Source organism: Gilliamella sp. X-57 (assembly GCF_057063565.1).
Genome location: NZ_JBXSQI010000002.1, coordinates 169,129 through 195,336, shown reverse-complemented (window position 1 = coordinate 195,336; position 26,208 = coordinate 169,129). Strand labels below are relative to the sequence as shown.

Annotated in this window: 27 protein-coding genes and 1 pseudogene; 20 read left to right on the top strand and 8 right to left on the bottom strand. The window is 34.2% G+C overall.

Annotation, left to right across the window (positions count from 1 at the left end):
• A partial coding sequence (locus tag ACYIAL_RS02095; protein WP_483750834.1) for a helix-turn-helix domain-containing protein occupies positions 1-244 on the bottom strand: 244 nt, incomplete at its 3' end.
• A 329-nt stretch (positions 245-573) separates the two neighbouring features.
• Between ACYIAL_RS02095 and ACYIAL_RS02090 the strand changes: the two genes are divergently transcribed.
• Both ACYIAL_RS02090 and ACYIAL_RS02085 read left to right on the top strand, forming a co-directional pair.
• Entirely contained in the window at positions 574-1,290 is a 717-nt protein-coding gene (locus ACYIAL_RS02090) for a replication protein (RefSeq protein ID WP_483748490.1), read from the top strand.
• On the top strand, positions 1,287-2,705 hold the full coding sequence (locus ACYIAL_RS02085; RefSeq protein WP_483750833.1) for a replicative DNA helicase: 1,419 nt from the start codon (positions 1,287-1,289) through the stop codon (positions 2,703-2,705). Before ACYIAL_RS02090 ends, ACYIAL_RS02085 begins: the two co-directional genes overlap by 4 nt.
• Before the next feature lie 420 nt (positions 2,706-3,125).
• Here ACYIAL_RS02085 and ACYIAL_RS02080 read toward each other — a convergent pair whose 3' ends face one another.
• The 4 genes from ACYIAL_RS02080 to ACYIAL_RS02065 form a co-directional block, all read right to left on the bottom strand.
• Positions 3,126-4,721: a bifunctional aspartate transaminase/aspartate 4-decarboxylase gene (locus ACYIAL_RS02080; RefSeq protein ID WP_483750832.1), complete on the bottom strand. Its 1,596-nt coding sequence runs from the start codon at positions 4,719-4,721 to the stop codon at positions 3,126-3,128.
• Positions 4,722-4,750: 29 nt separating this feature from the next.
• Positions 4,751-6,451, bottom strand: a complete 1,701-nt coding sequence (gene aspT, locus ACYIAL_RS02075) for an aspartate-alanine antiporter (RefSeq protein ID WP_483748488.1) — start codon at positions 6,449-6,451, stop codon at positions 4,751-4,753.
• 337 nt (positions 6,452-6,788) lie between these two features.
• Positions 6,789-7,187 carry a hypothetical protein gene (locus ACYIAL_RS02070; RefSeq protein WP_174796220.1) on the bottom strand — a complete coding sequence of 133 codons (399 nt, stop codon included), beginning with the start codon at positions 7,185-7,187 and terminating at the stop codon, positions 6,789-6,791.
• A 21-nt stretch (positions 7,188-7,208) separates the two neighbouring features.
• Complete coding sequence (locus ACYIAL_RS02065) at positions 7,209-8,306, bottom strand: methyltransferase (RefSeq protein WP_174796219.1); 1,098 nt, start codon at positions 8,304-8,306, stop codon at positions 7,209-7,211.
• A gap of 123 nt (positions 8,307-8,429) precedes the next feature.
• On the opposite strand from ACYIAL_RS02065, the gene ACYIAL_RS02060 reads away from it, so the two are divergent.
• The 16 genes from ACYIAL_RS02060 (at position 8,430) to ACYIAL_RS01985 (ending at position 22,016) form a co-directional block, all read left to right on the top strand.
• A complete protein-coding gene (locus ACYIAL_RS02060; protein WP_174796218.1) occupies positions 8,430-9,143 on the top strand; it encodes a beta-ketoacyl synthase chain length factor in 714 nt (237 codons plus the stop codon).
• Positions 9,125-9,961 (top strand): lysophospholipid acyltransferase family protein, encoded by an 837-nt coding sequence (locus ACYIAL_RS02055; protein ID WP_483750831.1) that lies wholly within the window; start codon positions 9,125-9,127, stop codon positions 9,959-9,961. The genes ACYIAL_RS02060 and ACYIAL_RS02055 overlap by 19 nt, the downstream gene beginning before the upstream one ends.
• Positions 9,945-10,202, top strand: a complete 258-nt coding sequence (locus ACYIAL_RS02050) for a phosphopantetheine-binding protein (protein ID WP_174796216.1) — start codon at positions 9,945-9,947, stop codon at positions 10,200-10,202. Before ACYIAL_RS02055 ends, ACYIAL_RS02050 begins: the two co-directional genes overlap by 17 nt.
• 13 nt (positions 10,203-10,215) lie before the next feature.
• Entirely contained in the window at positions 10,216-10,464 is a 249-nt protein-coding gene (locus tag ACYIAL_RS02045; protein ID WP_174796215.1) for an acyl carrier protein, read from the top strand.
• A gap of 182 nt (positions 10,465-10,646) precedes the next feature.
• A complete protein-coding gene (locus ACYIAL_RS02040) occupies positions 10,647-11,033 on the top strand; it encodes a COG4648 family protein (RefSeq protein WP_483750830.1) in 387 nt (128 codons plus the stop codon).
• The gene (locus ACYIAL_RS02035; RefSeq protein WP_174796213.1) at positions 11,003-12,382 is read left to right on the top strand and encodes an AMP-binding protein; all 1,380 of its coding nucleotides are present in this window, start codon (positions 11,003-11,005) and stop codon (positions 12,380-12,382) included. The genes ACYIAL_RS02040 and ACYIAL_RS02035 overlap by 31 nt, the downstream gene beginning before the upstream one ends.
• Entirely contained in the window at positions 12,379-12,738 is a 360-nt protein-coding gene (locus ACYIAL_RS02030) for an ApeI family dehydratase (RefSeq protein WP_174796212.1), read from the top strand. The genes ACYIAL_RS02035 and ACYIAL_RS02030 overlap by 4 nt, the downstream gene beginning before the upstream one ends.
• Complete coding sequence (locus tag ACYIAL_RS02025) at positions 12,729-14,480, top strand: glycosyltransferase family 2 protein (protein ID WP_483750829.1); 1,752 nt, start codon at positions 12,729-12,731, stop codon at positions 14,478-14,480. The genes ACYIAL_RS02030 and ACYIAL_RS02025 overlap by 10 nt, the downstream gene beginning before the upstream one ends.
• Positions 14,470-14,886 (top strand): acyl-CoA thioesterase, encoded by a 417-nt coding sequence (locus ACYIAL_RS02020; RefSeq protein ID WP_174796210.1) that lies wholly within the window; start codon positions 14,470-14,472, stop codon positions 14,884-14,886. The genes ACYIAL_RS02025 and ACYIAL_RS02020 overlap by 11 nt, the downstream gene beginning before the upstream one ends.
• Positions 14,887-14,888: 2 nt before the next feature.
• Positions 14,889-15,494 (top strand): outer membrane lipoprotein carrier protein LolA, encoded by a 606-nt coding sequence (locus tag ACYIAL_RS02015; protein ID WP_174796209.1) that lies wholly within the window; start codon positions 14,889-14,891, stop codon positions 15,492-15,494.
• Positions 15,472-17,784 carry an MMPL family transporter gene (locus tag ACYIAL_RS02010; RefSeq protein ID WP_483750828.1) on the top strand — a complete coding sequence of 771 codons (2,313 nt, stop codon included), beginning with the start codon at positions 15,472-15,474 and terminating at the stop codon, positions 17,782-17,784. The genes ACYIAL_RS02015 and ACYIAL_RS02010 overlap by 23 nt, the downstream gene beginning before the upstream one ends.
• 44 nt (positions 17,785-17,828) lie before the next feature.
• Entirely contained in the window at positions 17,829-18,401 is a 573-nt protein-coding gene (locus ACYIAL_RS02005) for a DUF3261 domain-containing protein (protein WP_174796207.1), read from the top strand.
• Positions 18,402-19,583, top strand: coding sequence for a beta-ketoacyl-[acyl-carrier-protein] synthase family protein (locus ACYIAL_RS02000; RefSeq protein WP_174796206.1), 1,182 nt, complete (start codon positions 18,402-18,404; stop codon positions 19,581-19,583).
• The gene (locus tag ACYIAL_RS01995; RefSeq protein ID WP_483750827.1) at positions 19,583-20,065 is read left to right on the top strand and encodes a hotdog family protein; all 483 of its coding nucleotides are present in this window, start codon (positions 19,583-19,585) and stop codon (positions 20,063-20,065) included. The genes ACYIAL_RS02000 and ACYIAL_RS01995 overlap by 1 nt, the downstream gene beginning before the upstream one ends.
• A complete protein-coding gene (locus ACYIAL_RS01990) occupies positions 20,062-20,793 on the top strand; it encodes a 3-ketoacyl-ACP reductase FabG2 (protein ID WP_174796205.1) in 732 nt (243 codons plus the stop codon). Before ACYIAL_RS01995 ends, ACYIAL_RS01990 begins: the two co-directional genes overlap by 4 nt.
• Complete coding sequence (locus tag ACYIAL_RS01985) at positions 20,790-22,016, top strand: beta-ketoacyl-ACP synthase (protein ID WP_174796204.1); 1,227 nt, start codon at positions 20,790-20,792, stop codon at positions 22,014-22,016. The genes ACYIAL_RS01990 and ACYIAL_RS01985 overlap by 4 nt, the downstream gene beginning before the upstream one ends.
• A 104-nt stretch (positions 22,017-22,120) precedes the next feature.
• Here the strand turns inward: ACYIAL_RS01985 and sohB are convergent, their stop codons facing one another.
• Positions 22,121-23,230 (bottom strand): protease SohB, encoded by a 1,110-nt coding sequence (gene sohB, locus ACYIAL_RS01980; protein WP_483750826.1) that lies wholly within the window; start codon positions 23,228-23,230, stop codon positions 22,121-22,123.
• A gap of 140 nt (positions 23,231-23,370) precedes the next feature.
• Here sohB and ACYIAL_RS01975 point away from each other — a divergent pair, with 140 nt between their 5' ends.
• On the top strand, positions 23,371-25,083 hold the full coding sequence (locus tag ACYIAL_RS01975) for a formate--tetrahydrofolate ligase (RefSeq protein WP_483750825.1): 1,713 nt from the start codon (positions 23,371-23,373) through the stop codon (positions 25,081-25,083).
• Positions 25,084-25,109: 26 nt separating this feature from the next.
• Positions 25,110-25,499: pseudogene (locus tag ACYIAL_RS01970) on the top strand (RnfABCDGE type electron transport complex subunit B); the annotation flags it as partial.
• 45 nt (positions 25,500-25,544) lie between these two features.
• Here the strand turns inward: ACYIAL_RS01970 and ACYIAL_RS01965 are convergent.
• Together ACYIAL_RS01965 and ACYIAL_RS01960 are read right to left on the bottom strand one after the other, a co-directional pair.
• Entirely contained in the window at positions 25,545-25,799 is a 255-nt protein-coding gene (locus tag ACYIAL_RS01965; protein ID WP_174796200.1) for a Txe/YoeB family addiction module toxin, read from the bottom strand.
• Entirely contained in the window at positions 25,792-26,046 is a 255-nt protein-coding gene (locus ACYIAL_RS01960; protein ID WP_174796199.1) for a type II toxin-antitoxin system prevent-host-death family antitoxin, read from the bottom strand. Before ACYIAL_RS01960 ends, ACYIAL_RS01965 begins: the two co-directional genes overlap by 8 nt.
• Between the last annotated feature and the right edge of the window lie 162 nt (positions 26,047-26,208).

Here is a 26,208-nt window from a genome sequence, read left to right as displayed (position 1 = left end):
CTTGGCGAGCCTTTAGATTTATGGATTCTATATTTTTTACTTCTTTCTCTTTCCCGCTTAAGAGCCATGCCATATCACATTTAAGAGCAACAGATATTTCATATAAATAGCGAGGTTTTTTTACATCCCCACTTTCAATCGCTTGATAAGATTGTTGTTTTATTCCAACTTGCGAAGCTACTTGTTCCTGCGTTAAATTTAATTCTTCTCGTCTGGCTCGGATTCGTTGACCAAGATTATTCATTTTAAAAGTCTCCATTGTGTTAAAAAAATAATACAGATAAATCTGTATTTGACAAACAGTACAAACTGTTATTTAATACAGTTATAACTGTTGATATTTAATAAGGACAAATATGGCAATGGGGGAACGAGTTAAACAAAAAAGAATTGAGCAAAATATAAGCCATCTTTTTTAGCTAATTTGAGGCGCACATAAGTCCCCTAAAAACTAAAAAACACTAAACCTGAGTGCGCGTACTTATAATTTAAAACAAGCAGGGTTCAATATTAGCAATAAATTAGTTTACAGAAAAAGTAAAAATTTGCTAAGTATTCGATGAAGGATGATTAATGCGCAATTTTATATCTAACTCATTTCAAGTTCCCAACGTTGTAATTGATGAGCTAATGGCTAACATGTCTGCCAATGCATTACGTTGTTATTTGCTCATTACTCGCAAAACTACGGGATGGGGCAAAGCGAGCGATAAAATCAGTATATCTCAATTTATGCAATATTTAGGGATAAAAGACAAGCGAACTGTTTATGCTGCTCTATCTGAATTGATAAATTTAGGTTTAGTCAATGCAATTAAAAATAATGGTGAAATTACTGAATATTCATTAGTGTTGGAAACGGCAGAACCAGTAGCAAAAAATGCAGGTACAAAAAATGCTACTGGTAGCAAAAAATGTATGGAACCAGTGACAAAAAATGCTACTACCACCAGTGACAAAAAAAGTCACTCTACAAAAGACACGATAAAAAACAATACTACAAAAAAAAATTATATTGATTTTGATTTGGTTATGGATGCATACAACGATGCTGTAGAACACAGATTACCACAAATTCAAAAAATGACCACTGCACGAAAAAATGCAGTGAAGAAATTACTCAAAGAGCTTGAACCACCAACATTCCAGAACTTGGCAAATTATTTTTATGATTTTGTAGATCAGGCTAAACCGTTTTACCTTGGCAAAAACGACAGAGGATGGCGTGCTGATTTTGATTACATCATAAAACCGAGTACATATTTGAAAGTTGTGGAGGGTACACTATGAACGTAATTCCACATGACTTAGTCGCTGAACAAGCGGTACTGGGCTCAATGATGTTAGATTTTCAATCAGATCGTTGTCAAAAAGTGATCCGTTTATTGAAAGTAGAATCATTTTATAGCAAACATCATCAAGTTATTTTTTCCGAAATACTTGAATTAAATCGTAAAAACCACCCCATTGATCTAATTACCTTGTCAAACAGTATGGAAGCAAAGGGCACATTGAAAGATTGTGGTGGTTTGGCTTATCTAGCGGAATTATCTAAAAACACGCCATTCATGGTGAATGTCACCGCTTATGCTAGAATCGTTCGAGATAAAGCGATTGAACGTTACACATTGCAAAAATTAAACGACTGTATCGCAATGATTTTTGAGAAATCAAATTTATCTACTAGCGACAAAATATCAGCTATTCATACATTATTTACTCAAATTGATGACTATAACAAAACAGGCAAGTCCGCAGGGCTCAAATCATTAAAAGCAATTGCTGATAATTGGACCGAAACATTAGAAAAACGATTAGAAAATTCAGATAGCGAGCGCGGTTTATCAACTGGGATCAAAGCACTAGATGAAAAATTATCGCCTAAAGGACTTGTTCGTGGCTCGCTATTTGTCGTTGGTGCCCGTCCAAAAATGGGTAAAACCACATTCGCAATCAGCATATCGCGTAATTGTGCAATACATGAAAAATTACCTGTATTGATGTTTTCTCTAGAAATGCAAAACGAACAAATGCTTGAAAATATTCTAGCTCAAGAATCGGCTGTAAACAGCAATATTTTCTATGACGGTGGACTAAGATCGGAATCAGAATTTTCGCGTGTTATGCATCATCTAAATAAGTTAACAAACTTAGATAATATCTACATTGACGATACGCCTGCTATCACGCTATCACATATACGCGCAGAATCTCGACGTATGGCAAGAAAAAAAGGACAAATAGGTATGATAATGGTGGATTATTTAACGCTCATGGAAAAAGAAAAAATAGGTAATGATATACGTAACGACTTGGCTTATGGAGAAATCACAAAAGGCCTTAAAGCATTGGCCAAAGAGCTTAATTGCGTGGTGGTTATGTTGACTCAATTAAATCGTAATCTTGAATCAAGAGTAGATAAACGACCGATACCTAGCGACAGCAGAGATACGGGACAAATTGAACAAGATTGTGATTACTGGGTGGGTCTTTATCGCGATGCGGTTTATAACCAAAGCGCAGATAAAAATATAATAGAAATTAGTGTTGCGTTAAACCGCCATGGTGTGAGTAATTTTAAGATCTATGCCGGCATAAAGGACGTTCGTATTTATGATGTAAATCAAGCCGAATCTCACGCTAAAGCTAATCCAGAACCAGTGAAAAAAGAGCGCAAATATGCAAGCAACCCGTACAGTTGCTAACAAATTCTCAACAAAATAGCGTTTGACGACATGAGAGTGATAAGAAAATCTAGAACGAATACTATATGGTTATCCTCAACAAAATATTAGACTAGAGTTATGGTCCTAAAGTTAATCCATAAAAATAGCAAACAGATTTGTTGTTGCTACTAAAATTCAAAAAATGCGTGACTCATCAAAATCGTTGACCGAGTTATTTCCTCACTTGGTCCAACGATTCTTTGTCTGGTAAACGACTTCATTTCCTTAAAAACACCAAAACAAAAAATATAATAAAATCAATTTATTCTGAACGATTTTTGTAAGAAAATTTGTTTATTTTTGATAATAAATGATTAGATTGGGGCTATTTTTATTGGGTAATAAAAACCCTAGATAACTAGGGTTTTGGGGAATAAGTTTATTAGTCAAACTATTTAGCTATTTGTTTTTTGCTTTATACTCATCATAATATTCTTCCGCTAATTTGCGCATTGATAAACCAATTGCCGCATATTGATATTCATTTAAGTTTGCTAACGAGGCGCGAACAGAAGGATGCTGTACAGCAAATCCTTTGCCTGGTAATAATACAACACCAGCTTCATCAGCAATTCTGAATAACATTTCAGATGGATTTTTATTTTTGAGGATCCATTTAGCAAATTTATCGTCATATAATTCTCGGCAAATATGTTCAAGATCCACTAGCGTATAGTAATCTACACTATTTTCATCTGTTTGATGTTTAAGACCTAAATGTTGATAAAGTGATGCTGCACGGCGTCGGATTAGTGATTTTAAAGCCGTTTTATAACTTTGATCGCTATCCATCATTTCGCATAATGCAAATAAAACCATTTGTACTTGTTGTGGTGTTGAAAGACCCGCTGTATGGTTTAGTGCAACCGCACGACTATCAGCCACTAATCGATCAATAAATTTTAGATTTTCTGGATCAGTAACAATTGAGCTATAGCGTTTATTTAAGATCTGTTTGGTTTTACTTGGTAACGCTTTAATCGTTTTGTCGATGACATTATCGCGTGCTGTGGCAATAACACCTAAACGCCAACCTGTCGCACCAAAATATTTCGAAAATGAATAAACTAAAATAGTATTTTTTGGGCATATCGCAAATAAAGATTGGAAGTCATCGGCAAATGTACCATAAACATCATCGGTCAAAATAATCAATTCAGGGCGTTTTTGAACGATATCTGCAATAATTTTTAGACTTTTATCATCAATTTTAACTGATGGCGGGTTAGATGGATTAACAACGAAAAAGGCTTTAATTGCTGGGTCTTCTAATTTACGCAATTCTGACTCAGGATACTGCCAATTTGCATTAGGATCAGAATTGATTAACACTTCAACTAGTTGATAGTCATTGAGTTCGGGAATTTCAAGATAAGGTGTGAATATTGGCGCACCAATGGCAATTTTATCGCCTTTTTGGATTAAGCCATTTTCTTTCATTGAATTAAAAATATAAGCCATGGCGGCTGTGCCGCCTTCAACGGCAAATAAATCGATATTATCACGATCCAGATATTGCGCGCCCATTTGTTGTAAAATATAGGCTTTAACCACATCTTCACTAAAATGTAACATTCTGTCAGGTACTGGGTAATTGCATCCCAAAATACCTTCTACCATCTCTTGTAAAAAGGCATTTTTGTCCAACCCAAGTTGGTCACGAATATAAGAAAAAGCCTTACCTAAAAAGGCAACTCCCGGAGTGTTATAGTTTTGATAAATAAAATGCTCAAAGCGTCCTGTTAGTCCAGCTTTGATTGGCATGCCGCCAACACCTTCATTTAAATATGAAAATGACATTTCGGATTCTTGGGTTGCAAACACACCTAGTTGAAAAAAAGCTTGTCGAGGCCAAGTGGCAAGAAAGTTGGGATTACCTCTTCCTGCATTTAACATTACGCGATCAGTATGACTTTGTGCCAGTTTAATTAAGTTATCTTTTAATTCAAAAGGACTTAAATTAGCATATTGACTATATTGTGTGTTATTTTTCATACATTTGTATCCTTAATTTGATATATCAATTAAACAAAAGCAACAACTAATGGGCCTAATAAAGTTAGGAAAACATTAGCTAAAGCATAAGTAATAGCAAAAGAGTTGGTCGGTGTTGAGTTGCCAGCTTTATTGAGTACTTCACCAAAAGCAGGATTAGCACTACGTGATCCAGCTAAAGCACCCGCAAATACCGCTACATTTTTATAACCAAGCACATATTTGCCAAAATAGATAGCAAGCAACATGGGTAATAAGGTCACAACCACACCAATTAGAAATAGAGATAAACCTTGTTCTTTAATAGTATTAATTGCTTGAAGACCAGAACTGAGCCCCACAACCGCCACAAAACCTGCCAAACCAAAGTCTTTTAAAAGTTGCACGGCACCAGTTGGAATATTACCGATAGTTTGATGAAGAGAACGGTACCAACCAAATAATAAGCCAGATAAAAGTGCACCACCACCTGCGCCTAATGTAATAGGAATATCGCTAACACGAATCACAATTAAACCAATAATAAGCCCAACAACAAGTCCTAACCCATGAAATATCCAGTCAGTTTTTTCACTTTTAGTAATTGGGGCACCAATTTTATCAACAACACGACGAAGATCACTGTCAGCACCATAAATGGTAATTACATCGCCCAGTTTTAAATAAATATCATTATTAAGAGGCAAAGATTGACCATCACGATGAATAGCCACAAGATAGATACCGTGTTTTAATTTCATGACTTCGTCAGAAGCGAGCACTTGCGTAAGATTTTGTCCCACATACTTGTTGTTTCGCATTTCAACATCTAGCTTGTTCATCACAACATCCATACCTGATGCTGAATTAACTTCGGTACCAAGTAAATCATGCGCCTCGATCATTGCATCACGGTGACCAACAACCAGAATGATATCTTTCGACTTTAATATTGTTTCAGGCGTTGCTTCAATAATGTTATTACCACGTTTGATACGCTCAATACTGATGCCATTCACCGTTTGTTCAACATGCGCAACCGTTTGATTGATCTTATTTGTAATACGGTATAAACGACCACTAATATCTGATAAAGCTAAATTTTGATCAGCACCCAACAAAAGTGAACCATGAAGCTGTTCAGCCTGCGCCTTAATTGCATCATCGGCAATATCTTTACCCATGATTTTTGGCAAAATATTGACGCACACAATAATGGCACCTAGTGAACCAAATATATAAGTTACCGCATAGCCAATGGTGACATTTGCTTGCATTTTGCTTAACTCTTCTGCACTTAAACCAAGTTGGCTTAAAGCATCAGAAGCCGTACCCATAATAGCAGATTGCGTTAATCCACCCGCAGCTAATCCTGCGGCAAGTCCTTTATCCAAATTAAATATTTTGGCTAATACTATTACAGTCACAAAACTTGCTACCGCAATAAATAATGCTAAAAAGATTTCGCGTAATGTTTTAACACCCAGAGAGCGGAAAAACTGAGGACCACTTTCATAACCTACAGCATAAATAAATAATGCAAAAAGAATTGCTTTAACGCCGGCGTCAATAGTCACACCAAAAACACTTAACGCAACGGCAACGAGTAACGAACCGGCGACACCACCAAGTTGGAATTTACCCATCCGAATGCCACCAATTAAATACCCTAAACTTAACGATAAAAATAATAAAATTTCGGGTGAGTGTTTAAGTCCATCTAAAATCCAGTTTGAAAGCCATTGAAACATAATAATTGTCCTCAAGCATAATGATTTGTGAATAGAAAAAGATATGTAATAGAATGGAGCCATATCCATCAATTTGTATGAATATAGGTGTATATTAAATCGCAATTAGATTAATAGATATTCAGTTTTAACAATTAATGCTATCGTTAAAAATTAGTTAACAAGCATTATTTTTTAGCGAATATTTAATCAAAGACAAGAAATTCTGAAATAAATGTTTTGGAGTTAGATAAGCTCAACTTACAAATTGAGCTTAATTATTCAATTAACAAATCTTGATTAACTATATTTTGGTTTATCTCTTATTGGAGATATTCAAATTAGATCAAAAATTGCTTTATTTTGCTTTAAAAATATTTTCTTGAATTTTGGCATCAAGGTTATTTATCCAACGATTATAATTTCGATGAACTTCACCATGACTATTTTTTAAATTGTTGCTGACTGAGACATAATTAATAGAGTAGCTGCTTGCAGAATAAGGTATATTTATCACAGCTTCAAACTTACGGTTAAATAAACGTCCTCGGATAGTATTACTATCTATAACATCCATCTTCCATGTACCAAAAGCAGCCCGACCATTAGTAGCAGAAGCTAGAATAGCTTTTTTTACTTGCTCTTTTGACAGTCCACTTACTGGAGTGGTAATATTTTTAGGCTCTTGATATTTACTTGCACATCCTATTAATAACGGAAGTAATAATGCACTAACGATATATTTTAAAAATTTCATTGATTGCTCCTTATTTATTATTTAAATATTACTAATTAATTTTTTACAGATTAACAAAGTATGACCATAACCTAAATTATCGATATCCTTTTCAATATAAAAACCTGCATTCTTAAGGCATTGATAAAATACCCTAGAATGATAAAAACGACTATTACCATTTGCTAAACATGTAAAATATAAAGAGGAGGCATTTAAGCTCAATGCTCCGGCCTCAAAACTCTGCCTATCCCAAAATAGATCCATAATACATACTATCGCATCATCTTTCATACTAAGATGAATCAATTTTAAAATATGGGTAATTTGTTCAATACTAAAGCAATCTAAAAACTGGCTCATCCACCAAATATCAGCTTTATTAGGTAATATTTCTACATTCAATAAATCAACTGGATAGCTATCGATGCGATCAGCAAAACCAGCATGCTTAACATTTTGTTCAGCAACGTCAATTTGCTCAGGCAGATCTAATAATGTAACCTTGAGATCCGGAGAGTGTTTAGCACAATAAATAGCCCATTTACCTGTATTGCCACCAATATCATATATATGTTTAGGCTTCAATGAAGAAATATGGGAAAAAGCAATTGGAAATGAGTGATCCGAATAAAAATGGTCAAATTCGAACCAGCTTTCTCTAGCTTTTTCTGGCAATGACTGTAATGCAGGGTATATTGTTTTCCAATCACCAAAAACTTTTAATCCTTCAGGGGTACCAGACTCAAGCGCATCTTGTAGATAAAACATACTTTGATAACAGATCTCTTGAGTAAAATTAAGGTTTATTTCTGTCATTTTGTCATGTAATAAATAATGCCCTACTTTACCAAGAATATAGTATCCATCTTTTTTATAAATAACATGCATACTTAAACCAACATCTAACAAAAGTTCAATTGCGTAAGAAGATAAAGAAATTTCCTTTGCTATTTCATCAAAAGTGAGGCCTATTTTTCCTGCCTGATCTATGCACGCTAAAATACCTTTGTTTTTCATACAAATTATTGCTTGAAAAAAGATAGGATAAAATGCGATTTTTTGAGCTTCAGTTATTGCTTCTAAAGCAGTATAAATATCTTTATGATACCCATATCTAACATTTTCTTGTTCAGTCAATCTCTTGCCTTTTTAAATTTTTAATGTATTGTATTAATATATAGCAAATTAAATTAAATTATAATAAATAATATTACAAAATATTGTTAAGTAAAGAATTAATTAACTAAAAATATTAACGAAATGAATTTCTCTATTGAAAATTGGTTTGCTTTATCTTCAGGATTATCTAGTAAAGATGAGTGGGCTTTGTGGTCACAACAATCAAAACACGATTGGGGTTTACCTCTACCTAAATTGAACAAACTACCCATGATGCAAGCGCGTCGAATGAGTATATCTTCGCGCTTAGCTGTTGAAGTTGGTCTTGAACTTGTAAACAATAACAGCGTTGATTTAGCCATTTTTACTAGTCGACATGGTGAATTAGAAAGAACTTATAAAATATTATCTATGCTTAGCCAAAATAATGAGATTTCACCTACTGATTTTTCCCTATCTGTCCACAATACAGCTGCTGGTTTACTAACAATTATTGCAAATCAAACATTTCCGATCACTTCGTTATCGGCGCATAATGATAGCTTTCAACAAGGTTTGATAGAAGCATTATCTTTATTAAATCAAAAAAATAAAAAAGTACTATTGATAGATTTTGATGGTATTGTTCCAGCGCCCTATCAAGCAGATGTCAAACAATTAGTTCCAATTTATGCTGTTGGGTACATATTAACAAGTGGTAATGAATTGAATTGTCAAAGCATTGAAAAAAAATCAAAAGGTTATCTATCAAACTATCCGCAATCTCTTGCTTTTTTACATGCTTATTTGAATAGACAAAAACAATTTATAGTACAAGGAAACGCTCAAGATTGGCAATGGACACTAAATTCGTAGCGAAAAAATACCGTTATAATCTCAACCAATATTGGCGTTTATTAGTTACTGCTTTGGGCTTTACATTATTTGGACTTTGTGGTTTTTTTATAATTTCACTATTATGGTTTAGCTTGTTAAGAATATTCATTTGGAATAAATACCAACGAAGCATTATTGCCCAAAGAAGTGTTCAGCTTAGTTTTAAAATTTTTATATGGGTAATAAAGTCGTTAGGCGTAATTAATTATCAATTTAATGGACTTGAAAAACTCAAACAAGACAATGGCTGTTTAATTGTGGCAAATCACCCTTCTTTACTTGATGTTGTACTTTTAGCATCGGTAATGCCACGTTGTGATTGCTTAGTTAAAGGTGAACTCCTCAACAATGTCTTTATTAGTCGTATCATAAAAACTGCGGGATACATTTTAAATGCAGATTCAGAAAAAATATTACCGCAAAGCCAACAAATATTAGCTGGTGGAGGGCGAATATTGATATTCCCCGAAGGTACAAGAAGTGTACCAAATAAACCAATTAAATTGCAAAGAGGTGCTGCTAATATCGCATTACGTTGCCAAGTAGATATTCGGATCATCCACATAAAATGTGATCCCCCTTGTCTTATTAAAAAGCAAAAATGGTATGATATACCAATAAAAAAAGCTTGTTTTAATATAACTGTTGGCGAAAAAATCTCAATTGCGGATTTTATCAGCCCCAATACAACCGTTGCTGCTAGAAGATTAACAAGGCATTTGACTTCAGTATTTACTGAAACTGGAAAAACTGAAACAGCCTCAATAGAAAGGAGAACTAATGGAAAAACTACATAATGAAATTAAGACGCTCATAATTAATGTATTAAATTTAGAAGCTATCATGCCAGATGATATTGACACTCAAGCCCCATTATTTGGTGATGGATTAGGACTTGATTCAATTGATGCTTTAGAACTTGGTCTTGCTATTAAAAATAAATACGGCATTGTCTTATCTGCAGAAAATGAAGACACAAAAAAAGCGTTTTACTCAATTCAAACATTAGCTAATTTTATATTATCACAACAACAATAGGAGAGACATTAGCATGGACAAGAGACAAATTTTTGAACAAGTCCAATCTGCACTGGTGCAACTTTTTGAGCTATCGGCAGAAGATATTAAACCCGAGTCTAAACTGTTCGAAGAATTAGATCTTGATAGCATTGATGCTGTTGATTTAGTTGTGCATCTCCAAAAAAAGATTGGTAAAAAAGTCGATCCCGAAACATTCAAATCTGTCAGAACAGTACAAGATATTGTTGAAGCCATTAATAACTTAGTGAATGCAAAGTAATGAACATAAATAAAGTTAAGTTAATAATAAATATTATCACAAATATCTTATTTGTCGGCTATCCTTTTATTATTTACTTATCTTTATACTACAATAGGTTTAGTTTAGCTATTTTGTATTTAGTTTTTTCTTTTGTTTTACGACTAATAACTTTACCAAATTTATTTTCAAATATGCGCTGGATGGCAAAGACTATTGCATGTATAGGTTTATCTTTGGCGTTGATGAGTTGGTTATGTGCTAAATATCAAATACTCCTTTTTTATCCTGTATTAGTGAACCTATTATTTTTTATCGCCTTTTATTACTCCTTATATCAACCACAAACAATGGTAGAAAAATTTGCCAGATTAAAACATGCAAATTTATCTGTAGAAGCTATCTTATATATCCGAAAAGTTACATTATATTGGTGTTTATTTTTTATTTTTAATGGAGCTATAGCTTTAATAACTTGCTTGATAAATAACATGTACTGGTGGACTATGTATAATGGTTTAATTAGCTATATTTTGATTGGTTTATTTATGGGGGGAGAATGGTTAATACGTCAGAAAGTACAACACTAATGTTATTGTCAAAGCAGCTATTACGACAAGAACATGAAATTGTAGCATTTAGAAATAACCAGCCTTTAACGATAGGTGAGTTAAAAAAGCAGGTTTTAAAAATAACTAATGTACTGAATAATCACCCTAACAAGCGTTGGGCATTACGCATGCAAGATAGTTTTAATTTTATTGCAGGTTTATTGGCACTTCTCTATTCTGGTAAGCAACCTATATTAATAAATCCTCACCCAAAAGAAATGGAGGAGCACTACGACGCACTATTAATCGATGATATTAAATTTACCAATCAACAGTTTTTATGCAAACAAATCATCGATATCAACCAAATTGATAAAAATCGTACAATTACAGAAGAACAGTTAATAGCTTCTGGATTTAAAAATAGCAAATTAATACTGTTTACTTCAGGCTCTACTGGATTACCGAAACCAATTGAAAAATCAATTTCTCAACTTGAATTAGAGATTGATATACTTATATCCGAGTGGAGGGAGTTTAAAAATGATCTATTTATTGCCTCGGTTTCCCATGAGCATATGTATGGGTTAACATTTAAAATAATGTTACCACTCTGTTGTAAAATCCCGTTTATTTGTGAACCAGTGCTTTATCAAGAACAACTAACCACTCAGAGTCATAAAAAAATTATCTACATTACAACACCATCAATTCTCAAAAATTTAGATGACAAATTACCAACAATAAATTGTGATAAAGTAATTTCATCTGGAGGAAAACTTGCATATAAAGAAGCACTATTATGCCAGAAAAGCTATGGTGTTCTTCCTAATGAGATATATGGCTCAAGCGAAACAGGTATCATTGCAACTCGTCAACAAACACAAGCCGATATATTTTGGCAATTATTCCCATCAATGCGTATAGAATGTAAACAATCAAAACCACCTTTATTAATTTCACCGTTATTAACCCAACCTGAACCATTACATGACGAAATAAAGAAAATAGATAACAATCATTTTTACCTAAATGGGCGAATAGATAAAATTATAAAAATATCCGAAAACAGAGTATCACTAACATTCATTGAAAAACAATTTAATCAACTTGATGAAGTAGCACAAGCTATTGTTATTCCACTAGAACAAAACAATCGAACAATACTTGGCGCAGTAATCGAGCTATCTTTACCATATAAACAACTATTACATGAATATAAACATTTCGAATTAACACAATATTTTCGACTTTTATTGAAAGATACATTATCATTAATCGAAATACCTAAAAAATGGCGATTTGTTGAATTTTTACCCCAAAACGCTCAAGGGAAATGCTCTTATATTGATTTAAAAATATTATTTGATGCACCAGAAAAACAATGAAAAAAAAGTTTACTAAGGAAAAGACAATTAATATTAGCAAAACCTCTGCTAATATTGAACTAACAATCTCGCCTGATCTTTTTTGGTTTGAAGGCCATTTTAAATCGCAACCTTTATTACCAGGAGTTACCCAACTTAACTGGGTAATCTATTACACCCAAAAATATTTTGATAACTCATTGCGCTTATTATCCATTGATGTAATCAAATTTCAATGCCCAGTTCTTCCCAAAGATCGCCTTATTTTACACCTAGCATGGTATGAAAAAATAAAAAAATTAGAATTTAGCTATACTATTATCACACCAAATAGCAATAAAGTAGCAAGCACAGGGAAGCTCTCGTTATGTCATTAGCACAATATTCCTTACTAACTAACTACTGTTTTGTTATTCCGTCTTACAATCATAGTGAAACCTTACCTACAGTTTTGAAAAATATTGAACCTTATCAATTAGAATGTATTTTAATCGATGATGGTAGTTCAACTGATGCAGCACTAAAACTGGAACAAATCTCAGCCTTATATCCTTGGGTAACACTATTACACTTAGCAACTAATCAAGGAAAAGGCGCAGCAGTCATGGCGGGTCTCGAATATGCGCTTAACCATGGTTTCACACATGCAATACAAATAGATGCTGATGGGCAACATGATAGCCAATCTGTTAAACAACTACTAGAACAATCACAGCTTAATCCCGATGCCTTAATATCTGGTTATCCTGTCTATGACAACTCTGTACCTAAACATCGATTAATCGCTAGATATATAACACATTTTTGGGTATGGGTTGAAACCTTATCATTCTCAATCAAAGATAGCATGTGTGGATTTCGTATTTACCCACTACAGCAAACACTTGACCTTATAAAACAGATTAAAATAGGCAAAAGAATGGATTTCGATACAGATATCATGGTGAGATTGTACTGGCAAGGTACACCATCTATTTTCGTGCCTACACATGTAACTTACCCTAAAGATGGTATATCACATTTCAACGCATTTAAAGATAATGTTCGAATATCTTGGATGCACACACGTTTATTTTTTGGAATGATTCCACGCTTACCTTTGTTACTTAGAAGGAAACAATACAAAAATAAAGAACAAAGACACTGGTCGCAGACACCTGAAAGGAAAGGACTATTTGGCATCAGGTTTATTCTAAAACTTTATCAACTTTTTGGGCGAAATTTTGCAAAGTTGATTATGTATCCAGTTATTACCTATTTTTGGTTAACTGGAAACATGCAACGCCAAGTATCAAAATCCTATTTAGAAAAAATAAAAAACTTTTACGACCAGATCCCTTATGTTGAAAAAAAACAGCTTACCACATTTCATCATTTCCAGCGATTTGGTGAATCGCTACTTGATAAAATAGCCAGTTGGAATGGCGACATCAAACTTGATCAACTTTATTTTCCCAACAATCAAGAATGCTTAGATATTATTTCTAATAAACGAGGTATTATTTTAATTTGTTCACATCTTGGTGATATAGAAATGTGTAGAGCACTTGCCGAGTTATCGCATAATATAAAAATTAATGCACTTGTTTTCAAAAAACATGCTATGCGTTTTCAGCAAGTATTACAAGAAGTCAATCAAGCATCTGCAATTAATTTAATCCAAGTAGATACTTTGGGTCCCAGTACCGCTATTTTACTAAAAGAAAAACTAGATAATGGTGAATGGGTTGCTATTGTTGGCGATAGAACATCAAGCAATCCGCATCAAAGAATGCCGGATAACTCAATTAGTTGGGCTAATTTCTTAGGTGACCTTGCCCCTTTTCCGAAAGGCCCGTTTATTTTATCTTCTGCTTTAGGTTATCCAGTTTATTTAATTTGGGGACTAAAACCTAATGGACGCTTTCAAATCTATTTTGAGCATTTTTCGGATGGAATTTTGTTACCAAGACAAAATCGACAAAATGAGCTAAATAGAATTATACAAGATTATGCAAAAAGATTAGAACATTACTGCCTTATTTCTCCACTGGATTGGTTTAACTTTTACGATTTTTGGCGATTTACCCCTCCTACACCAAACAAATTAAATAAAGATACAGATAAAAATGAAAAATAATTTTGAACATAGTTCGACTATTGAATATACCACTTCATTCCATGATACAGATGCAATGGGTGTGGTTTGGCACGGTAACTATCTGAAATTTTTTGAAAAAGCAAGAGAAGCTTTATTCCAAAAATTTAATTATGGTTACAAACAGATGATTGACTCGGGTTATCTTTGGCCTATTGTTGATGCTAGAGTAAAATATATTGCGCCAACAATCGCTGAACAAACCTTGCAAATTATTGCTACCTTAAAAGAATATGAACATCGCATAAAAATTAATTACACAATAATAGATTGTTTGACAGGAAAAAAAACAACATCTGGCTACACAATTCAAGTAGCTATATCAGCATCAACTCAAGAGATGTGTTTTATTACGCCTCCAATTTTTTTAGAACGTTTTGGATTATAAAAATGAAGAAATACTTAGTCACGGCAATTACCATAATGGTTATGTGCTTTTCCACATTGACCTATTCAATTACCCTAGAAGATTTACAACAACAATTTAATAAACAGAATATTATTCGTGCTGATTTTATACAAGCACGTTACATAAATGGGCTATCAACTCCATTACATTCAACAGGAAAAATGATTATTTCTCAAAATTTAGGATTATGGTGGCACCAACAAACACCTTTTACCATGACGTTAAAAATGAATCAACAGCGAATGGAACAAAGTATCGACGAACAACAACCTCAAATAATTACTGCGGAGAGCCAACCTCAGCTATTTCAATTTAATCATTTATTAACAGCAATTTTTACTGCTGATAAGCAAATACTAGAAAATAATTTTGACGTAATACTGTCAGAAAAAAATCAACAATGGACGCTTATACTTACGCCCAAAAATGCTCCGTTAAATAAAATTTTTAAACAAATAATATTAAACGGTAACACATACCTACAAACTATCACTATAGATGATAAACAAAACGATAAAACTTTAATTACATTTAAAAATCACAAAACATCAAAACTAACAAAACATGAACAATTGCTATTCAAATAAGATAATAAAACTTAAACATAAAGCAATTTTATGGGTTATTACTGTTATTTGCTTACTGTTAGCTGCCTGCTACCTTATTTCTAACAGTAAACTCAATAGTAGCGTTTTATCCTTACTACCTAAGGAACAAACTAACCATGTTCCAACTGAACTTATTAATGGCTTCCAAGATAGGCTTGATAAACAACTTGTTTGGTTAATTAAACCCACCAATCCCAATAATTTAGAGCCAGTAAACTGGTGGTATCATCACTTACAAAAACTTTCCATTTTTAATCAAATTAATGGACATTTTGATGATCAATTTCAAAAAAATTGGGGAGAATTTGCTTATAAATATCGTTATCAGTTAATGGATGAAAATACGATTGAAAGGTTAAAAACACATAAACATTTTGCTTGGATTCAAAGCCAAATATACTCACCATTTAGTGGAATAAGTGCAACAGAACTGAATAAAGATCCGTTACTACTTACTCGTGCCTCGCAATTAAAACAACTTAGCAATACGGGAAATCTAACCATTAAAAATAATTGGTTAACAGGTCAAGATAAACAAGGTAATGTATGGTACATGATTTATGCTCAGCTTAATGGTTCTTCATTTGATTTAAACCAATCACACCAAATCGTTACCGCGCTGGAAACATTAAGTGAACAATTAAAAACAAATTATCCCGGGACAGAAATATTAAAGCGAGGTGTGCTTTTCTACAGCGATAATGCAAGTATTGAAGCTAAAAAAGATATTTCCACAATAGGAAGCCTTTCAATCATCGGTATTATTGTATTGATAATTGCTGTATTTCGCTCTATTACTCCTATTCTTCTTTCTCTATTATCAATTTTAATTGGTTTTGTTTGTGGATTAGTCGCAGTATTAATGATATTTGGCGAAATTCACGTTATGACGCTAGTAATGAGTACTAGCGTAATTGGAATAACCATTGATTATTCATTACATTATCTAACTGAACGATTACTTCATGGCAATAATGAATCACCTTATGTCAGTTTAAAAAAACTAATATCAACCTTAACTATCGCATTGTGCACCAGTTTTATTGCTTATCTTATTTTGTTAATTGCACCATTCTCAGGGTTAAAACAGCTATCTATTTTTGCTGTATTTGGTTTAATTGGCGCCTTTTTAACTGTCACTTGCTGGTATCCTTTCTTAGTAAAGAAAATACCTGTACGCCAAAATGTCGGACATCGCTTCTTCACCTTTTGGCTTAAATTGTGGAAAAATAAAAATATGCAATGGATAACTTTATCAGTTGCAATAGTATTTATTAGTTATGGTTTTAATAATTTAGAAATTGATGATGATATCAGCAAGTTACAAGCTTTACCTGCTGATATCCAAAAAGAAGAGCAAGATATAATAAATATTACTCACCAATCCTCGGATCAAAAATGGTTTATCGTATTTGGTGATACAGCAGAACAAACATTACAACGGCTTGAATCGTTTCTGCCAAAATTAGAACAAGCAAAACAGCGTGGTGTCTTTCAACAATATCAAACCATTACTTTACCCTCAATTGAAAAACAACAACATAATATTGCTTTAATAAACAAATATACACCTGAAATTTTATCTTCGCTCAAACAAATAGGTATCAATGTTAAAGTACCAGATACTGAAGATTCAAACAGTTTTATCACACCAGAAATCTGGGTAAAAAGCGAAATTAGTCAAGGGCAAAATTTACTATGGCTATCACTACCAAACGGTAAAAGTGCAACATTAATACCTATTGGTAACGTTAAACAATTAAGCGAGATCAATGCATTATCACAAATAAATAATGGCATCTATTGGCTTGATCGCCATACTGAATTTAATAATATGTTTACCAACTATAGAATACACTTATCTCAATTAATTACAGGTGCGGTAATTGTTATCTGTATCTGCTTTATTTTCTACAATCGCAAATATGGCTTAATTACAGCATTAAAAAGCACCCTACCGACATTACTATCAATTGGAGTTGCTCTATCTGTACATGGCATCATTCACCAACCATTGAATCTATTTTCAATGTTAGCACTCATTCTTGTCATTGGTATTGGTATCGACTATAGTCTCTTTTTAGGTAATTATAAATGCCAAACCAAAAGTGCCTTATTAGCAGTTACAATGGCAGCTCTAACAACCTTATTATCCTTTGGACTACTGATAATTAGCCACACAAATGCCATAATGTGTTTTGGAATAGTGTTAACAAGTGGCATTTTTGCCGCCTTTATATTTGCACCATTAGCTATAAAAAACACATAAATTATTAAGAAAAATCATAAAAAATTCAGAATAGGTAATACATAATGAAAAAATATTTAGTTTTAACCATAATGATGTTAGTGATATTAGTAGCTGGCTGTGCAAATAAAACACAATCTCAAGCATGGCTCACCAGAGAAGTTAAAATTAATCTTCCAATAATAAATATAAAACAACATTATCATGATCAACAACTATTAAAATTTAAATATAATGATCTGGAAAACTCAATTATTGCCATAGTCGATATTAACAACAACCAATTAAAAGTAATTGGTCTTTCTGCTCTAGGCTTCAAGTTATTTGAAATTGACTATGATGGAAAGCTAGTAAAAACAAAACACAATATTTTTATTAAAGAGCTACCGGCGCCTGAACAAGTTTTATCTGATATTATGCTAAGTATTTTACCTATAAAAGAGTGGCAGACCGTGTTACCCGCAGGTTGGCAACTCATTGATAGCGAATTACATAGAACATTGATCAATAATAAACAAGAAATCATAATTGATATAGCCTATGCAGAACAACCATCTGCTAAGATAAGAAAACCGACTCAAATTAAGCATCATATATTTGGTTATAAAATCGCAATACAAAGTATGGATACAAAATAAATGATTTATATTACAGCTCTTGGGGCAATCAATACTTTAGGTAATTCTATAAATGAAATTAAACAGAAGCTACTTAAACTATATTGTGCATCTCATTGTTTAATTGAAGAAAGCGGTTGGTTACTAAACAACCAAAAAACATGGCTAGGTAAAGTCAAAACTGATTTACCTAAAATACCTAAACATTTGTCGCAATATGCAACACGGAATAACCGATTACTGTATGGAGCTTACTTACAAATTCAATCAGAAATTGATGATGCTATTTTACGCCACGGAAATAAACGAATAGCAATTATTATGGGGACAAGCACCTCGGGTATTCATGAAGGGGATGTCAATTTAAAACATTACCTACAAAAACATAGTCATTTGCAATCCTTTTCTTATAATCAACAAGAGTTAGGTGATCCATCGTGCTTTTTAACAGCTTTGCTTGGTTTAAAAGGCCCTAGTTACACAATATCAACAGCCTGCACATCTAGTGCTAAAGCAATTATTAGTGGTAAAAGATTGATTGAGTCAGGCATAGTTGATGCAGCAATTGTTGGAGGGGCAGATAGCCTAAGCCGAATGCCAATTAATGGATTTAATGCGCTTGAATCACTTTCGGCAAGTCCATGTATGCCTTTTGCACAAAACCGAAATGGAATTAATATTGGCGAAGCAAGCGCTATATTTTTACTTACCAAAGAAGAAACAAGCAATATCGCTATTTTAGGTACTGGGGAATCATCCGATGCACATCATATTTCATCACCCCATCCAGAAGGATTAGGGGCTGAAAAAGCAATGTATGCAGCTTTAAATGATGCAAAATTAACGACCAATGACATTGGTTATATCAACCTTCATGGAACAGCAACAATATTGAATGATCTTGCAGAAAGTAAAGCTGTTTATCGCCTATTCAATCGAAATTTACCACCATGTAGCTCAACTAAACATCTTACCGGTCATACTTTAGGTAGTGCTGCAGCGACAGAATTAGCCATTAGCACCTTATTACTTCACCAAGATATTTATTTACCACAACAGGATTTTTCAATCTCACCATTTGATGAAACTCTCGACAAAATCAATATTGTTACAAATCGCATGACATTAAATGCTCCAGTTATAATGTCAAATTCTTTTGCATTTGGTGGTAACAATGCATCTCTAATTATTGGAAAAATATAATGCAATATTACCCAGCGATTTATTATTTACCTCATGAAAAACCAATGGTCATGGTAGAAAAAGTTCATTTAATTGATGATGAACAATGCATCTGTAGTGTTCAAGTTAATAAAAATGGTATTCTGGCACCTTTTTTAAACGAAAATAATGAATTACCCAATTTATATACCATTGAATTAATGGCTCAAACCATTGGTATATGGAATGGATACCATGGTATTATTAACAATAAAAAACCACAATTAGGTATGTTATTAGGTGGAAGATCAATCAAAACATCATTACCAACCTTTCCCCACTACAGCAATTTGATTATACATGCAAACTTGGTTCTTTTTGATACCAAACTAGCTAATTTCGATTGTCAAATAAAGATCGACGATCAATGTGTCGTTTCAGGAAAACTCAATGTTTATGAACCCGATCAAACTGAATTAGATTATTTATTTGGCCAAAATCGATTAGGAGAAGAAAAGAAATGAAACGAACAATCCTGGTAACTGGCGCCAGTAAAGGAATTGGCAAAGCTATTGCTTGCAAACTTTCACAAGATGGCTTTGCAATTGTAGTTCACTACCATAATGATAAACAAGGTGCGATTGAGACAAAAAATGATATTGAAAAAACAGGCGGTACGGCTCGATTAATACAATTTGATGTAAGTAATCGTATACAATGTAAACAAACCATTGAAGCTGATATCGAACTTCATGGCGCATATTATGGTGTTGTAAATAATGCAGGTATCATCCGTGATGGTGCTTTCCCAGCTTTAACCGACGATGATTGGAATAATGTCATTCATACCGATCTTGACAGTTTTTACAATGTTTTGCATCCTTGCATTATGCCAATGATAGGACTTCGTAACGGCGGACGGATTATTGTGATATCTTCAATTTCTGGTTTGATGGGTAATCGTGGGCAAGTTAATTATAGTGCTGCAAAAGCCGGTTTAATTGGAGCAAGCAAAGCTCTAGCGCTTGAGCTTGCTAAACGTAAAATCACAGTAAATTGTATTGCACCTGGTTTAATTGATACGGGTATATTAGATATGGAACCTATTGCATTACAAGAAGCAATGAAAATAATACCATTAAAACGCATGGGACAAGTGAATGAAGTGGCGGGATTAGCAAGTTATTTGATGTCTGATATAGCGGGATATATAACACGCCAAGTAATTTCAATCAACGGAGGGATGATATGACTAAAAGAGTTGTCATAACAGGGATGGGTGGTGTTACAGCATTTGGTAATGACTGGATTACTATACAAGAAAAGTTAAAAAAATTAGAAAACGCAGTGAGATATATGCCCGAATGGGAAATATATGATGGATTGCACACAAAATTAGGTGCACCTATCGATAATTTTACCGTCCCTGAGCATTATACCCGAAAAAAAATACGCTCCATGGGAAGAGTATCCCTATTATCGACTAAGGCAACAGAAATAGCCCTTGAAAAAGCGGGGCTACTTGATGATCCAATTATTGCAAATGGTGAAACAGGAATTGCTTTTGGTTCTTCAACAGGTAGTACACAACCAGTTGCTTCATTTGCAACAATGCTAAATGAAAAACATACCAACAATATTACAGCTACAACTTACGTACAAATGATGCCACATACTACTGTTGTCAATACTGGATTATTTTTTGGATTGAAAGGACGAGTTATTACGACTTCTAGCGCTTGCACATCAGGTAGTCAAGCTATTGGTTATGCTTATGAAGCAATCAAATATGGTATGCAAACAGCAATGGTTGCTGGTGGTGCAGAAGAATTATGTCCCTCAGAAGCAGCAGTATTTGATACTTTATTTGCTACCAGTCAAAAGAATGATAGTCCAAAAAGTTCCCCTCGCCCATTTGACAAAAATCGCGACGGTTTAGTAATTGGTGAAGGAGCTGGCGCTTTGATTCTTGAAGAATATGAGCACGCAAAGGCGCGAGGAGCAAAAATATATGGCGAAATCGTCGGTTTTATGACTAATTGTGATGCTAGCCATATCACTCAACCACGTAAAGAAACTATGAAAATATGCATGGAGCAAGCATTAAAAAAAGCTAATCTATCGCCTGAAAATATAGGTTACATCAGTGCTCATGGCACCGCAACCAATCGTGGTGATATTGCCGAAAGTAATGCAACTGCCGAAATATTTGGCAATAAAACTCCTATCTCATCGTTAAAAAGTTATTTCGGGCATACTCTTGGAGCATGTGGCGCCGTAGAAGCCTGGCTAACACTTGAAATGATGCACTCGGGTTGGTTCAATCCAACAATTAATCTGAATAATATTGATCCTGCATGTGGTGACCTTGACTATTTAGTTGGGACAGGTCGAAAATTAGATATTGAATATTTTCAAACCAACAATTTTGCATTTGGTGGAATAAATACTTCAATTATTATCAAACGATTTTAGACAATGCAAAAACCACAACAATATACGGCAGCTAATTATGACTGCCTGTATAATTAACTACGAAAGATCAAATCGAAAAATTTTTCTTAATCAAAAAAGGGCTATTACAGCCCATTTCCTTGTCTAAAAAATAATTTTTCGACACTTTTTACGACGTTTTTCGAAATTCTTTCTGATAGTTTTTGCTTGCGTTGATAACTAACAGCGATAATTTTATGTGTTTTTAAATGAGATAAAATAAAGTCATCACTAGTGCTAATTTCGTCAACTAAGCCTTTATCTTTGGCTTGCGTCGCAAACCAGTGCTCGCCAGTGGCAACTTGTTCGATATCCACGTTTGGACGATACTCTTTAACAAAATCTTTAAATAAAAGATGAGTTTCTTCTAATTCCTGTTTGAATTTTTGGCGACCTTCTTCGGTGTTTTCGCCAAACATGGTTAACGTACGTTTATATGCACCTGCTGTTTGTAACTCAATATCCACATCATGTTTTTTAAGTAAGCGATTAAAGTTAGGAATTTGTGCAACCACACCAATAGAACCCACAATGGCAAATGGTGCTGCCACAATTTTGTTAGCGGTACATGCCATCATGTACCCACCACTTGCCGCAACTTTATCAACAACTGCGGTAAAAGGAATATCACGCTGTCTAAACCGTAATAGCTGTGATGCTGCAAGCCCATAGCCATGGACTACCCCGCCTGGGCTTTCAAGCTTAACCACAACTTTATCCTCTGATTTAATAACAGCCAATACAGCGGTAATTTCTTGACGTAATTCTTCAACTTCATGCGCATCCATACTACCGTTGAAAGACAATACAAACAATTTTGGTTTTGCTTGCTGATCGGTATTACTTTCTGCTAGCTGCGTTGTATTATCTAGCGTTGACTGTTCTTCAGAGTTTTTTTGCTTGTTAACTTGTTTCTTTTTTTGTTTAGCCGCTAATTTTGCCTGTTTCTTTTCAAGTTTTTTCTGTTTTTTAAGATCTTTCATAAACAGCTTAGCTTCTAGTTCGTCCATACTTGACATTAACATATCATCTTTAACTTGCTCATATTCTTGACTAATGTCTTTGACCGATAAACGCCCTGCCACCGTTGCTGACTTACGGCGTTGGCTTAATATAAAAATAAGTACCGCTAAAATTGCAATAACAACTGTTGCTGTTTCAGCTAAAAAAAGTGAATACTCAGAAAACCAATTCATTTAACTATTTTCCTTTTATTGAATGTATTAAGTTATTATAACAAGATAATTGCGACTTGTGCCGAAAATCAATAAAGATAAAATTGTCGCTTTATTCGGCTATTTAAATTATTTATACTGATAGTCCAATTTATTGTTAGATGAGAACTAATATGCCTTTACGCCCAATTACTGAAATCGCTAAACAATGCAACATTCCAGAAGAATTTATCCTGCCTTATGGCAAACACGTGGCAAAAATCGATTTATCCATTCTTAAAGCCAACCAAAGCAAACCTAACGGCAAATTGGTGTTAGTTACCGCTATCACGCCAACTCCACTTGGTGAGGGAAAAACGGTGAATACTATCGGGCTAAGTGAAGGCTTAAATTATATTGGAAAAAAAGCCATTGCTTGTATCCGTCAACCAAGTTTAGGCCCTGTATTTGGTGTAAAAGGTGGTGCTGCTGGCGGTGGTCAAGCCGAAGTATTACCAATGGAAACGTTAAATCTACATTTAACTGGTGATATTCACGCTATTACCGCCGCTCATGATTTGGCATCAGCCGCATTAGATTCGCGCCTTTATCATGAAGAGCGCTTGGGCGATGAATTTACCGCACAAACGGGCTTGCCGCGTCTCAATATCGATGTAAATCGTATTGTGTGGAAACGTGTGATGGATCATAATGATCGTGCACTTCGTAAGATTACCGTTGGTGTTGGTGGTGGTGTTAATGGCATTACACGTCAAGATGGCTTTGAGATAACCGCAGCGTCAGAACTTATGGCAATTTTAGCATTAGCCTCAGATTTACACGATATGCGAGCGCGTATTGGGCGTATTATTTTAGCTTATAATACTCAAGGCGAAGCGATTACCGCGGAACAACTTGAAGTTGCGGGCGCTATGACAGTGTTACTTAAAAATGCGATTAATCCAAACCTGATGCAAACAGTTGAAAATACGCCGGTACTGATTCATGCAGGACCTTTTGCTAATATTGCCCATGGCAACTCATCAGTCATTGCCGATCGCATTGCTTTACAACTTGCCGATTATGTCGTAACCGAAGCTGGTTTTGGCTCAGATATGGGCATGGAAAAATTCTTTAATATTAAATATCGCCAAGCAGGAATAAAAGCCTCATGTGTGGTACTTGTTGCAACGGTTCGTAGCTTAAAATCTAACAGCGGTAAATATAATATCAAACCAGGGCAAGCGATTCCAAAAGAAATCTCAGAATCTAATGTGGAGCTGCTTGAAATTGGTGCGGCTAATTTAGCATGGCATATCAACAATGCTAAAAGTTATGGGCTACAAGTGATTGTTGCTATTAACCGCTTTCCACACGACAGTGAAGAAGAACTAGCCTTTTTACAAAAATATGCAATTGAGCATGGGGCGTTTGCTTGTGAAGTGAGTGAAGTTTTCACTCAAGGCGGTAAAGGCGCAGAAAAACTGGCTGAGCATATTATCAAAGCATGTGATATGCCAAGTGAGATCAAATTACCTTATCCTGACAACATGTCACTTGCTGATAAAATCCAAACTATGGTAAAAAAATACGGTGCCAACAAAGCTAATTTATCAGCACAAGCACTGGAAAATATCAAAGAGATCGAAGCATTAAAACTCGATCATTTGCCTCTTTGTATTGCTAAAACCCCCATGTCAATTAGTGCTGATGCCAATCTAAAAAATGTCCCTACAGATTTTGATGTTGATATTAGTCACTTAGCGATATCTGCTGGTGCTGGTTTTATTCGTGTTTATGCTGGTAATGTAATGACCATGCCAGGACTAGGCACTAATCCTGCTTATAGACAAATTGATATTGACAAAGATGGTAATATTGTAGGTTTAAGTTAATGCAAGAAGTGATTATGCAAACCCAACAACAATATAAAGCATTTATTGACGAAGAAAACTGTATTGGCTGTGGCAAATGCATCCGTGTTTGCCCAACTGATGCTATTGTCGGTAGCAAACAAGTATTGCACACAATACTGCCACAGTTATGTACTTCGTGTAGTAATTGTATCAATACTTGCCCAACAGACTGTATTACATTAAGTACGTTAGGCCGCGTATTGAATGAATCAGAAGAGTTAGCGCTAACTCAGAAAAAGCAACAGCGATTAGGCCATAATCAGTTAGTTCCACCAACCATTTTGTTTCCAGGCACTATGCCGACGACAAACAAGATCAGCACCCCCACTGATCGTAAACAGTCAATAGCTGACGCCATTGCCAGAGTAAAAGCCAAAAAAAACCTCGCTAAATAGCGGGGTTCAACAATCTGAGCCAACTTTGTTGGCTACTTTCTAGTTTCAATAATGATAACGACACGATAGAATAATAATGCAATTATTTTCAATTTTATAAACTAATCTATGTTCACTATCAATCCTTCTTGACCAATAGCCAGATAAATTAAACTTTAGGCTTTCGGGCTTACCTAGGTCAGAAAATGGTGTTCTGCTAATATCTTTAAGAAGTTCATTGATGCGTTTAATCATTTTTTTATCAGTTTTCTGCCAATATAGATAATCACTCCAAGACTCATCAGAAAATAATTTATTCATCGTTCAACTCATGCTCTTGCAATTTTCCACTATTAATTTGTTCTAATGAACGCAACAAATGAGCTGTATTTGCAGGCGAACGATATAAGCGTGCTGTTTCTTCTAAAGATGAATATTCTTCATATGACATTAAGACACAATTATCTCCATTCTGACGTGTAATAATAGTTGGCATTCTGTCATTTACAACTTCATCCATTTTTGCTGATAAATTTGCTCTCGCTGCTGAATAACTAATATGCCTCATAATATTTCCTCATTGAAAACTTAATTAATCCGCAAACATTGTACAAAATACTTGTACAACATCAACGGTTATTTTCCTTAAATTATAAAAAATGATAAAAAGAATAGACCAGTCGCAGGGAAAAAATAGCTTTTAGCGTTCTCATTGAGCACATTGAAAACA